7 protein-coding genes and 1 rRNA gene are annotated in these 12,841 nt (G+C 47.9%); all 8 read right to left on the minus strand.

Going from position 1 to position 12,841, the window contains the following annotated elements; all coding sequences use genetic code 11:
• Window positions 1-73, minus strand: a 16S ribosomal RNA gene (locus AC1DXC_RS26470); the annotation flags it as partial.
• A 1,065-nt stretch (window positions 74-1,138) separates the two neighbouring features.
• A complete protein-coding gene (locus AC1DXC_RS26475; protein ID WP_477462189.1) occupies window positions 1,139-2,122 on the minus strand; it encodes an aldo/keto reductase in 984 nt (327 codons plus the stop codon).
• 60 nt (window positions 2,123-2,182) lie between these two features.
• Window positions 2,183-2,602 (minus strand): (R)-mandelonitrile lyase, encoded by a 420-nt coding sequence (locus AC1DXC_RS26480; protein ID WP_477462190.1) that lies wholly within the window; start codon window positions 2,600-2,602, stop codon window positions 2,183-2,185.
• 420 nt (window positions 2,603-3,022) lie between these two features.
• The gene (locus AC1DXC_RS26485) at window positions 3,023-4,243 is read right to left on the minus strand and encodes a DUF4998 domain-containing protein (protein WP_477462191.1); all 1,221 of its coding nucleotides are present in this window, start codon (window positions 4,241-4,243) and stop codon (window positions 3,023-3,025) included.
• Between the two features lie 23 nt (window positions 4,244-4,266).
• A complete protein-coding gene (locus tag AC1DXC_RS26490; protein WP_477462192.1) occupies window positions 4,267-5,502 on the minus strand; it encodes a DUF4959 domain-containing protein in 1,236 nt (411 codons plus the stop codon).
• A 51-nt stretch (window positions 5,503-5,553) separates the two neighbouring features.
• Entirely contained in the window at window positions 5,554-7,464 is a 1,911-nt protein-coding gene (locus AC1DXC_RS26495; protein ID WP_477462193.1) for a RagB/SusD family nutrient uptake outer membrane protein, read from the minus strand.
• 26 nt (window positions 7,465-7,490) lie between these two features.
• Window positions 7,491-10,766, minus strand: coding sequence for a SusC/RagA family TonB-linked outer membrane protein (locus tag AC1DXC_RS26500; RefSeq protein WP_477462194.1), 3,276 nt, complete (start codon window positions 10,764-10,766; stop codon window positions 7,491-7,493).
• 1,000 nt (window positions 10,767-11,766) lie between these two features.
• Window positions 11,767-12,828 carry an aldose epimerase family protein gene (locus AC1DXC_RS26505; RefSeq protein WP_477462195.1) on the minus strand — a complete coding sequence of 354 codons (1,062 nt, stop codon included), beginning with the start codon at window positions 12,826-12,828 and terminating at the stop codon, window positions 11,767-11,769.
• Between the last annotated feature and the right edge of the window lie 13 nt (window positions 12,829-12,841).

Raw genomic sequence — 12,841 nt, forward strand, 5'->3', positions numbered from 1 at the left:
AATCCCGTCCGACTTGCATGTATTAGGCCTGCCGCTAGCGTTCATCCTGAGCCAGGATCAAACTCTCCATTGTATAATGTGTTGTTATTGATCCAGACCCTATTAAACTCAATCAATAGAAATCTGTAAAAAAAAAATATTCTCTTACATTATCCCTCTATCAATCTCAAGCTTCTTTTCCTCAGCTTAACAACCCTCCGGCCGTTACGCTGCATAATTTCATTTTCTATCTCTTTTAAGAACTTGTTCCCTTAGCCTCACGGTTCCGGTATATGTCGTTACATCATTGCGATGCTTAACTTTCAATATTTTGTTATTAAGAATTGCTCTTAACTTTTTAACGCTTTTTGCTTCCCTTATTTCTAATTTCCGCTCCCTCGTTTTGGGACTGCAAAGGTAGAAAACCTTTTGAATTTTGCAAACTTTATTATTAAATAATCTTGCTTTGTTTTTCCCTTTTCAATTCGCTAATCGTTACCGATTTGGCGGGCTGCAAAGGTACTTACTTTCCTTTAACTTGCAAACTTTATTTTTTAATTTTTAAAGCTTGCTTTTCAATGTACAACCGCAATTTCGTTACCTATTTTGCGGGCTGCAAAGGTATTAACCTTTGTTGAATTTGCAAACTTTATTTTTTTAATTTTTAGTTGCTTATTTTTTCAGAGAACAACCCGCTATTTCGTTTGCGGGATGCAAAGGTACGTAGCTTTTTTGCTTTTGCAAATGCTTTGCACATAATTTACATAGTGTAGTTTTAACACGCTGTAGATGAGGGCTAAAAATTTGCGTTATCTGCCCTTAAAAGCGCTATGTGGTAGTAAGCGCGGGGCGTTACTGCTGCGTATATACAAAAAAGGGGCCTATTTACAGGCAGCATTACTACATTATTGCTATATATAATATAGAGAGAATAAACCAACCTGATGCCCGAAACGGCTTCGATTGCCCATAGCGGCCGAAAATGGCCAAAAAATAAAAGCCCCCTCGCACTCGCTGCCTGGGGGCTTTAACCTAAACCTTATCACAATAGTAAGCTATGCCTACAAATGAGAGCGCAAAGATTAAAAACAATCTTAAAGTATCAGCCTTAAAGAACGGTATGAGGCGTTTGTCCCAATTTTGTCCCACCGTGCAGGTACTATTTCCCCACGGTGGCTTGCATTTGCTGCGGGTAACGCGCCCCTTCTATAGTAATATGAGCGGCCGCTTCCTCAATTTGGCCAATATCCTCGGCCGTGAGCACCACATTGGCTGCGCCTAGGTTCTCCTCCAGCCTCTGCAGCTTGGTGGTACCGGGGATAGGCACTATCCATGATTTTTGCGCCAGCAGCCAGGCCAGCGCAATCTGCGCTGTTGTTGCATCCTTCTGCCCCGCTATCCGGCCAAGCAGATCTACCAGGGCCTGGTTGGCTTTGCGGGCATCGGTACCAAAGCGAGGTAGTGTGTTGCGGAAATCGTTTTTATCGAATGTGGTATTCTCGTTAATAGCCCCAGTCAGGAAGCCCCTGCCCAGCGGACTGAAAGGCACAAAGCCGATACCTAGTTCCTGCAACGTAGGGATGATTTCATTTTCAGGTTCGCGCCACCAAAGCGAATACTCGCTTTGCAGCGCAGATACGGGCTGCACGGCATGTGCTTTGCGGATGGTTTGCGCCCCGGCTTCCGACATGCCGAAGTACTTCACCTTGCCCTCGGCTATCAACTCCTTCACGGTGCCGGCAACCTCTTCTATAGGCACGTTGGGGTCTACGCGGTGCTGGTATAAAAGATCTATGCGATCTGTACGCAGGCGCTTAAGGGCGCCCTCGGTAACCGCCCTGATGTTTTCGGGCCGGCTATCAAGGCCGTGGGCCACTATGCCATCCTTAAAACCGAATTTAGTAGCTATCACTACCTCATTGCGGAACGGTTGCAGCGCCTCGCCCAGCAATTCTTCGTTGGCATTGGGGCCGTAAGCCTCGGCACTATCAAAAAACGTAACCCCACGCTCAAAAGCCGCCCGCAGTAGTTTTACAGCATCTTTAGTATCGGTAGCAGGGCCGTAGGCAAAGCTCAAGCCCATACAGCCGAGGCCAATTGCCGATACCTCGAGGCCGCCGCTGCCTAAATTCCTTTTCTCCATAATGTTGTTATATCTTAAGGTTTATATATACTCCGCCGCATTCGTATGTTGCCGGCCGCCTTATTTTATCATGCTGTAGTATTCCTCATCGGTAACCCTATCCAGCCAAATCACCACGCCATTTTGGGTATTGGTACTGATGGCGATATGCGTAAACCGGCTATCGGGCGATGCGCCGTGCCAATGCACCAAATCGGGCGGTATGGTAACCACATCGCCTTTGTGCAATACCCGAATAGGTTTGCCTTTTTCCTGGTAATAGCCGGTGCCTTCGGTACAAAGCAATATCTGCCCACCGGGGTGGGTATGCCAGTTATTGCGCGTGCCCGGCTCAAATACTACGTTGCCAATTACGCTGTTAAACGTGGCATCGTTGGGTACCAAAACTTTCACCCATGCCTGGCCGGTAAAGTAGTCTGCCGGGGCGCTATCACCTTGCGGGAAAATGGAATCTGATTGTTGATTATCCGTAGTGCTCATTATTTGGAGTTTTTTGCCCTTAGCGGCTTGTGCATAACAAAGCCGGTGGCATATTGTTGACTATCGCGCCCTTCAAGGGCCATTGTTAATTAAAGTAAAGTTAGCGCCGTACTAAGGCAACCGATATCGCCAATCAAACAAAAAGTTGCGAAAATCAAACAGCGTTGAGCGATTGAGGCCTGACAACGTATAGACGCACAACAGGATTACCGGGCAACCAATCGCCAGAAAAAGGCCTGCCAGTATATATAATATGTACACGCAAAAAAGCCGGCAGGCACTTATTGCGCCGCCGGCTTCTATTCACCCAATATATAAAAGCACCAATTACTCGATTTTTCTAAGCTTCATACTTCTGACCTTTAAAACAGTTGCCCTGCATTAAAATGAACAAGAATGTGAATATCGCCCTGATGGTGGCTAATCAACCTTTTCGTTCCAGAAGGTAAATTCGCTGATGTTGCTGTAATTGCTATCATTTGTGGTTACGTGTTTGATGCGTACGCGGATGTACCTTACCGGCGGAACTGTACCGAAATCGAATTTCTGCGTGTTCTGGCCATCATCGGTTCTGCGTATGTCTTTCAACAGTGTCCATCCTTTGGCAATCATCTCGGCCGGCCATCCGCCATCGCGCGGCGACAGGCTTGTTTCTGCACCGGTAATATCCGCTATCCCCCAAATTTCAAACTGGTCGGGGTTATTGCAACAGCTGCGCCCGGTTTCTTCTACCGATGTAAGCTGTTTATACACTTTACCCATATCAAAAGTTATTGCATGCGGCATGCCATGGCTGCCATCGCTGTGGAATACATCCGGGTAACCCTGCGGGCCAACCGATCCATCCCACAATTTGCGTACCGTGGTGTTGGAGTCATAGATCCCCGCATCGCCAGGTAAAGGGTTCTCCCTAAACAACGATTTATCACATATGGCAATAAATCTTATGGTTGGGAAAGTAGCTTTTTCCAGCGTAGTAAATACATCTGCCGAATTGGCTGCCGGTACATAGCTCGATTGATAATTTACCACCGTTCCAAATTTAAAATCAGGCAAATTGATGGTGTTGTTTTTAGGCATCAAGGTTACGGTTTTTAACCCGCCGGTATTGGTACTGTATTCTATCGAGGTAGATACGTTACCGCTATCAGGCTGTATAAAATTAAGGTCCACCGAACCATCAGGGCGCACCATGTACGGGTTTGCTATATTATAACCACGGTTAAGCAGTGTAGACTGATATATAGGCCCGTACACACGCACGTTATTAAGGTCCTGCCCTACCGATGCGTTGCCGCTATTATCGCGGGCGATAATCCTGAAGCTGTACACATATTCCTTAAGGTTAGGGATGGATACCTTGATGGAATCGCCGGGGCTATGGCTTGTCGCTTCTACCACCACCGAATCGGCGTTGTTGTTCCAGCTCACGCGGTAATTCTTGATGCTGGGATCGGGGCTGGGGTGCCATACCAGTACAGCGCGCAGGTTGCCCGCGCGGTAGCCCACGCCCGATGCCAGGCCCGGGTAAGTAACTTCGTGGTTATCCAGGAAGCTCTTATAGTCATCGGCATATTTCCTGCACGCAGCTGCAATAACGCATACTACCAGGAAAGCAATGATGTAGAAAATCTTTTTCATCTTTTTAAATTATATGTTAAAGTTTACTGTGTAGGATCGCCGAATAACGTAATCTCCTTCGCGTTGACATAATCGAGCCCCGCCCAGGTTTGCGTACACTGGAAACGGATAAACTTGGCCTTGGGCGCAGTATTCGGCATCTTGAAATCGACCCCGGCGGCACCGAAAGCGATATCGGCGGCATTGGCCTGGCCCGGCAGCAAGCCCGAAGGCGGGTTAGGGAACACAAAGTTGCCCATGTTAACCCAATCGCCTAGTACCGTGCCAACCGGCGTTACGGTAGCGGGCCACGCAGCATAATCTGCAGGCGCATCTTTTAGCGAACCCCAGATGGTGAATTGGCGGGTATTTTGGTAGCCGTAGATATCGGGCAGCCTGTTGTACAGCTTTACGCGACTTATCTTGGCCGTTACGCCGAGGCTAATGCTGCCTATCTTCAAAGGGTTGCTAGTGGTGTGCCATCCCGGATCGCCCAGGTTGTCGTCAAAGAAATTCCTGAACTCCCAACCATAACCAATAGGGCTATCTGTGGCCAGGTGGTAGGTAGAGAACTTCTTTTTATCCAGTGTTACCTCAAACAATGGCGTCAAAGTTTTGAAGATGGTATCAGATACGTTGCCGAACCTATCGGTAACGAACACACCGAATTTTTGCGGCAATGCAGGGAAACCCTGTGCCGATACGTTTACTGTATCACCGGCCAAATAGGTAGGTTCCTGCTCGTCGTACTTATTGGTGGTTGAGTTGAACGAAAGGATGTGCACAGCTACCGGAACTTTATTGGGGTTGAGTCCAAAGAAGTTTGCCCCGCCAAAGTCGGGCGTGATAGCCAGGTTTTTGTTAATCAGTTCATAGTTGGGCGTAGCGGGGTTTACTTTAACCGTAACCGGATCCGACATTACGTTGGCCCTGCTTACCGCATATAAAGTAACGGTGTACTCTTTAGCTTTCGCAAAACCATCTACTACGATGGTATCGGTATAATAGCTGGCTTTGGTTTCCCTGGTGCGGCTATCATTAATATCGTACCTGGCCAAAACGTACAGCAGGTTTTTTGAATCGGGCAGGGTGTAAGTGAGCCTTGCCGCGCCGTTTAGGTTCTCTACCTTAACATTGGTTACCGGCCCTGGCTTGGTTTGATCTGTAGATACCACCTGGATGTTTGATTCGGCCTTTTTGCAAGAGGGCGCGAACATCATGAGCATCACCGATGCCAGCAAGAGGCATGCAAGGCAGCTGCGTTTATATATCTTTTTCATAATTCGTATTTTAATTTTTTCAATGCCAACATATGGTTAAGATTCTACCGCCTACCAGTAAGGGTTCTGGGTAAGGTTTTCGTTGATGATGATATCCTGCGTAGCAATAGGGAACAAATAATCCTTCACGCCGAATACTGGTATCACAACAGTTGATGGGCGATAGTAAGCGGCAGAACTTGTTTCGTTGATGTTCCAGCCTTGCAGTGGTTTGCTCAACACTTCCTGCAGTTCTTTCCATCTGCGCAAATCCCAGCCTATCTGGCCTTCAAAAGCAAGCTCTATCCTGCGCTCCTGGTGTATAATCTGGCGTAAGCCATCTTTTGACAAGGCTTTACCGGGGGTTTTAGAGTAATTGGCCCAGGCACTCTGCACGCCTTCCAGGCCGGCCCTCGCGCGCACCCTATCTATATATGTATATACTTCCGCACTCGGCCCTTCGGCTTCGTTCAATGCTTCGGCATATAAAAGGTATAGGCCCGATAACCTGATCAAGGGCAACTGGTAGTTGATCACATCGAAGGTTTGGTCCATTACGGTTTGGTAGTTAGCTAGTTTTTTTGGCCATATACCGGTAATGTTGGTAGAGTTGAAGCTTTTTGGCCCTGCGGTAGCAAATATACCACGCGCCTGCACGTAAGGCGCATCGGCCTCGGTAACCTTGCCGTTGCCGAACCATATGCCGCCGTCGAAACCGATGCTGGCGTAAAAGCGCGGCTCGCGGTTAAGGTTGCCTTTGGCTGTTTCGTAACCCTGCCTTACATAATGCTTGTTGGCATCGTCGCCGGCCTGTGGCGTAAAGCGGCCATTATAATCGAAGGTTTTATCCTCGCCAATAGGCACGCCCTTGTTGCTGTAGAATAAATCAGACTCGCTGATAGGTACCGCCCAATTTGATGGATAGGTATTTGCCATGCCCACCGCTGCGCTGGTAAGCTTTGGTATAACGAAGCCCTGGTAACCGAAACCGTAGTTAAGCGCCCATATCAGTTCGGGGTTCTGCTCCCATTTGCCGGTAACGGCAGACTGTAGCGTTAGCACCCGCTTCATTTCGTCTGATGCGCTGCTTACGCCCGTGGTAGGTGCAGTAGTGTTCAGGTGAAGGCCCCTGGCCTCGCATTCTACTATCGCGGCTTTTGCGGCATCGGCGGCTGTTTTCCATTTGGTGGGATCATAATTAGCCGAGAAAAGGTGCTTGCCGGCACGGTCGGTAAAGCTGGCGTAATCGGGGTTGCCGTTGAACAGCGGGCTGGCGGCAGTTGCCAAAACCTCGGCCTTTACCGACATAGCGATGAATTTGGTAATACGGCCAAACTCTTTAGCCTGGTTCTCTATGGTAGGCGGCAGGTTGGGGATGGCTTCATCCAGCAACTTCACCACGTAATTGAAAGATTCATCGGTAGATGAGCGTTTGCGTTTCAGTGAATCGGTTGGCGCATCTATCGGGAAGCTCTTATCGATTAGTATAACCGGCCCGTACATCCTTATTAAATAGTAGTGGTAAAATGCCTTCAGGAATTTCACCTCGGCAATCCAGCGCTGTTTCTCGGGTGCGCTCAGATCTATGGGCTTATCTATATTTTCCAGCATGGTGTTGCATCGGCGCAAGCCCTGGAATAGGTTTACGCTGCCCACGTTGCCGCCCCAGTAATTGAGTACCGGCGAGCCTGTGCTTTGCACGCCCCTGATAAGGTTGAAGCCGCTTTGATCGAAGAAGTTGGCGGTAAGGTTGTTTGGGTACACAATCTCCGACGAGGTGGTGAACCCTGCATCGTAAATGACGTTGTTCATTTGCTGCATGGTAGAATAACAACTAAACAGATAGCTCTCCGCCTCATTGCGGTTACGGAAAGCATAATCCAGCGTACCAACGTTATCAGGCGCTACATCCAGGTATTTCTTGCACGACACGCCCGAAATGCATAATACAGCCATCAGTATAAATTTATAATATGGTCTCATATCGTCTCTTTTTAAATCGGTTAGGGTTATAAATTCACGTTAATACCAATGTTGAACACCTTTTGTATAGGGTAAGCAAATCCATTGCCGCCCTGTTCGGGATCCCACATCTTGAAGGGGCTCCAGGTAACCAGGTTCAAACCGTTGAAATATATCCTTAAGTTGGTAAGCTTTAATGATTTTGCTAAACGCACGGGCAGCGTGTAGCCAATCTCCAGCGATTTCAGCCTCAGGAAGCTGGCATCGCGCAGCCACCAGGTGCTTGGCTGCAGATTATTCTCTATAACTGCCCTTGTAGTGCCCAGCCTTGGGTAAGCGGCGTAAAGGTTTTGGTTCTCTTCGCTCCAGTGGCTATCAGCAAATTCTTTCAGCACCTGCGTATTGCCATAAACGTAGGCATCGGGGCTTGGGATGAAGGGACTAACGCGGTTAGGATCTACGAAGAACGATACCCTGGCCTGCCCCTGGAAGAAGGCCGATAAATCGAAGCCTTTGTAACCGGTAGAGAAACCGAAACCGTAAACAATCTCCGGCGTTTGCGGATAGCCCAGGAAGGTAAGGTCCAGGTTATCTATCTTGCCGTCGTTGTTCAAATCGCGGTATTTGATGTCGCCGCCTTTAGGGGCTATGCCGGTACCGCTGAATACCTGCGATGGCGAGTTGCGTGCTTCCTGATCATCCACGAATAAACGCTCGGCCACATAACCGTAACCACGGCTGATGGGCTGGCCTATGAAGTGCCTCCACGGTTCGTTGTAATTGGGCTCTTCTATATAGGTGTACTTGTTGGTAGAATACGTGAAGTTACCCCTGAATGATGCCCAGGCACCATTGCTGAAGCTTGCCTTGTAATCTGCAGAAAGATCGAGGCCCTTAGAATCTACCACCCCTAAGTTAGAGCTGATGGCCGATTCGAAGCCCTCGCTTGATGGCACCAAACGCTGGCGCAGGATATCGTAACGATGGTTTTTGTAAATCTCGGCAATCACGCTTAGGTTCTTCAGCACGGTAAACTCTACCGCTAAGTTGGTTTGCCTTGATGTTTCCCAGGTGATGTTGTTGTTTTCGTAGCTGTTGATGAAAACGCCCTTACGCTCGTACGAGTTGTTGAAACCAAACTGCGAGTAATTGGGGCCGTTGGTAAAGTTCACATCAGACAGGTAGAAGAAGCGCTGCTGGCCAATGGCATCGTTACCCACCAAACCGTAGCTTGCGCGTATCTTTAAACGCTGGATGATATCAGGGTTCCAGAATTTCTCGTTAGATACCACCCACGAACCGCCGATGGTTGGGAAGAAACCGTACCGGTGCGCAGCATTGAAACGCTCGGACCCGTTGTAGCCAAAGTTACCCTCTATAAAGTATTTGCTTTTGAAACCATAGGTTAACCTACCGGCAAGGCCCAGGTTGCGGAAAGGCAATGAGTATTGAAGGGTGGTGGTATTCGTCTTTGGATCCTTCTGGCTAGAGTAAACGGTTTGTTGCACTGTACCTATCAACGTGGCATTGATATTATGGTCGCCAAGCTGTTTGTTGTAATCGAGTGCTGTTTGCAGGTACAGGAAAGTATCGGCATTCGGCTCATTCTTGGAGTACGACAGGTATTCCTGCGCTACGTTATAGCCAGTCGGCTGAGGGTTGAGCCAGGATAGCGTGTACTGGTCTGTTACCTTATCGTACGAACCTACATTATAATAAAAGGGGCTGTAGGCCAATTGCGAATCGAAATAAGAATGCCTGTTGGTATTGAACAGCGAACGAAACTTAAGCCCATCTGTTACGAAATTCAGATTCTGGTTCAGCTCCAACTGGGCCGACATTCTCGATTCTGAAAAATTCTTGTGCCCCCTCAGCAAAGCAGCGTAAGGGTTATTATATAATATATTGTTGCTGCTGGCACCATCGGCCTGGCCCACGTTCCCGAAAAGGATATGCTGTGCGTTCTGGTTGGCCGCATCGGCAGGATAAAAAGCCGGAAAAAGCACCGGGCTGGTGTGGATAGCTATATTATAAAGGTCAGATGCAAACGAACCATCGGCAGTGATTGGCCCGGCGTACTCATTGAACGTACCCGATAGCCTCACCACAACCTCGGTAGTTTTGGTAAGGTTTAGGTTGATGTTAGAGCGCAGCTGATAATTCTTGAAGCTTACGTTGTTGTTATTATTGTTGCGCACATCGGTTTTCAGCACGCCATTATCCTGGTTGTAAGTACCCGTTATATAATAACGAGCAAACTCATTACCGCCGTTTACGCTTAAGTTATTGCGCTGCGTGGTTGCCCTTTTGTTGAACAGCATCTTCAGCCAATCCACCGCCGGGTAAACGTAGGGGTTTGCGCCGGGGCCGCCGTTGATGGTATTTTGTGTGTTGTTGATCTTGCTTTGCGGGAATGGCAAAGGCAAGGCAGGGTCGCGGGTGAGGGATGCCTCGTTATACAAATTCATGTATTCGATGGGATCCACAATCTGCGGTGTTTGGGTAGATAGCGAAGAAGAATATTCCGACCGGAAATTGATTTTTGCCGGACCTACTTTACCTTCCTTGGTGCTCACCAGAATAACGCCGTTTGCACCACGTGCGCCGTAAAGGGCGGTTGCACTGGCATCCTTTAATATAGAGAAGCTGGCGATATCATCAACCTGCAAACGGGCAAGGTCTGATGTGGTGAGCTCTACGTTATCTATCAAAATAAGGGGATCTTGTTTGTAACCGAAAGTAGTTACCCCACGCACGAAGAACGAGGCATTATCCTGCCCCGGTTGACCGCTGCGTTGGTAAGCCACTATACCTGCCGCCTGCCCCGCCAATGCAGCGGTTAAGTTACTGGCGGGTATTTTCAGTTCGCTGGGTTTTATACTGGTAACCGAGCCCACGAGCGCTTCTTTACGCTCCTTTTTACCGAAGGCGGTTACCACAACCTCATCTAACTGGCCTTTGCTCTCGCTAAGCTGTATGGTAAGGTTGTTATTTGTTGCCGACACGATGATGGTTTGGGGTTTGAAACCTACGTAAGAAATACGCAGCTGTGCCCCGTCTGAAACTTCTAATATAAAGCGGCCGTTAACATCTGTTTGCGTACCCAGTTTGTTATTGTTTACAACGGCTACGCTAACGCCCGGCAGGGTAACGCCGGTGGTATCGGTTACTTTACCGGTTACCGTAATTTTGGCGGTTTGCGCAAACGCGGTACCGAAGAACATGCAAAGGGCAAAAAGCATCAGACAGCGCCACTGGCAGTACCTTAAGAGCTTTGCATACTCCTTTAAAAGTATTTTGTTGATTAGGTAAGGTTGGTTCATAAAGTTTTGGTCATAAAATTTATTTTAAGTCAATCGGGTTTGGTCAATCAGTTTGGTTGGTACACTGGATTGTAGCTGGGGTAGGCTGTAGCCCAAAATATCAAATGCTGAAACATGCCAACCTAATTGGGGTTAATGAATTAACCCGGTTGGAATGAAAAGTTTACGCGCTTCCCCTTAGATATAAGAGTCGAATTTTTTACATACTTTATGTCTTTAGTTAATAATTGGTTTTGTAAATGTATAGCGCACAACGCGTTTAAAAAATGGATTGACTTCCAAAATAGATAGACAATATTCTGATTTTTGATTTTTTTGGAAGATAATACATCGCGGCGGCCGGGGCAATACAAAGCAGGGATTTACTCATCCTGCGTTAGCTGCGTAGCGTGCCCGCCTACAAGGACCAACGTCAATGTGCCTTACGCAAAACATCCGGGCCACGCGACACCGCTTTTTTAATTTTCACCATCTGCAGACGTTAGATACCTGCGGCTATTTACACGGGTTTGCCCGCATGCCGAAGTTAACGAAACAATTACAGGCACCAATCTCGTGGTTAATATTGGAGGAGGCGTTTGCAAAATCCGCGCAATCAAGCGTATAGGTAACCGTAAAAGGCATATTCTTGTGGATTTTGCAGCGTTAGGCAAGGGCATGTCAAACCCAGGCGCGCGGCGACATCTGTAGCTTTTTTGAGAGGCCGAAGACTCCGACAGCCCCTTTTAATTTTTCCGATTCGAGGTAAAGGCAACCTTCCGGATTGCTTTAAAATGCAAGTCGAAACGTTTTAGCCGTATCGAATTTTAAAAATTGGGCGCCTGGGCCGAACGCATAACGCGGCTAAGGAACCTCGTTCCAGTTTTAAACAGCCATTAATTTTAGATAGACAATATTACGACCTAAGCATTTTTTGGGAAGATACTTTAACAACAACGCATGGATACCGCTTATTGAGTGTGCCTGCAACAATTGGATGATTAGACAGAGGCTTTGAATATTACCCAATCACCCCGAATTTATAAACAATAGTTTGGTCGTACTTTTCGCTTGGGTGGAGTACCGTGGAGGGGAAATGCGCGTGGTTCGGGCTATCGGGATAGTACTGGCATTCCAGGCAAAGGCCATCGAGCGGCTGATACGGTCGGCCAAAATTACCCTCGCAATTGCTGCTGAGGTAATCGCCGGTATAAACCATTACCGATGGGTAAGTGGTAGTGACTTCCAGCCTGCGGCCGCTTTTATCGTCCATTAATTCGGCGGCGGACTTTAATGATTCGGCACTATCCAACAGGTAGCAATAATTGAAACCGGTGGTTGCATGCCCGTCGCTATTCATTTTGTTGCCTACGGGATCGCCGTTCCAGGCTTTGCTGCCCGTAGGTTTTATTAACCCGGTGGGTATATGGGCTGCATCCGTATCCAGCATATTTTGGGCATGTACTTTTAACTTATGCCCTAAAATACTGCCCGACTTCGCCGCCAGGTTAAAATAAGCGTGATTTGTAAAATTGGCTACGGTAGTTCTATCGGTAACGGCGTTAAAGTGGATGCGAAGCTCATTATCGTCCGTAAAACGATAACTAACGGAAAGCTCAAGGTTGCCTGGGAACCCTCCCTCGCCATCTGGGCTTCGGCAAATAAACGTTACGCTATTCTCGCCTAACTCGTAAGCGAACACTTTACTATTAAATCCATCCCATCCACCATGATTTGTATTGCCCTTATCGTTCGCCTGCAGTTGATAAACCGTGCCATCCAATTCAAATGCCGCGCCACCTACGCGATTGGCAAATCGCCCAATGGTGGCACCCAGGTAACACTCGTCGTTTATGTAGCCGGTCAACGATGGGTAGCCCAAAACCACGTTCCCAAAATTGCCATTCTTATCAGGCACCACAGCAGAAACCAGCGTTGCGCCGTAGTTGCACAGCTCCACGTACGCACCCATGCTGTTGCCCAGCCTGAAGAGAAAAACCGGCTGCTCCGCGTGTTCACCCCATTTTTGGTACGATATGGCGGCCGGGCTATTGATCATAATTGGTTTTATTTTAAAGTTCAAGATAGTGGATAAT

This window comes from Mucilaginibacter sp. P2_D11 (assembly GCF_056404435.1).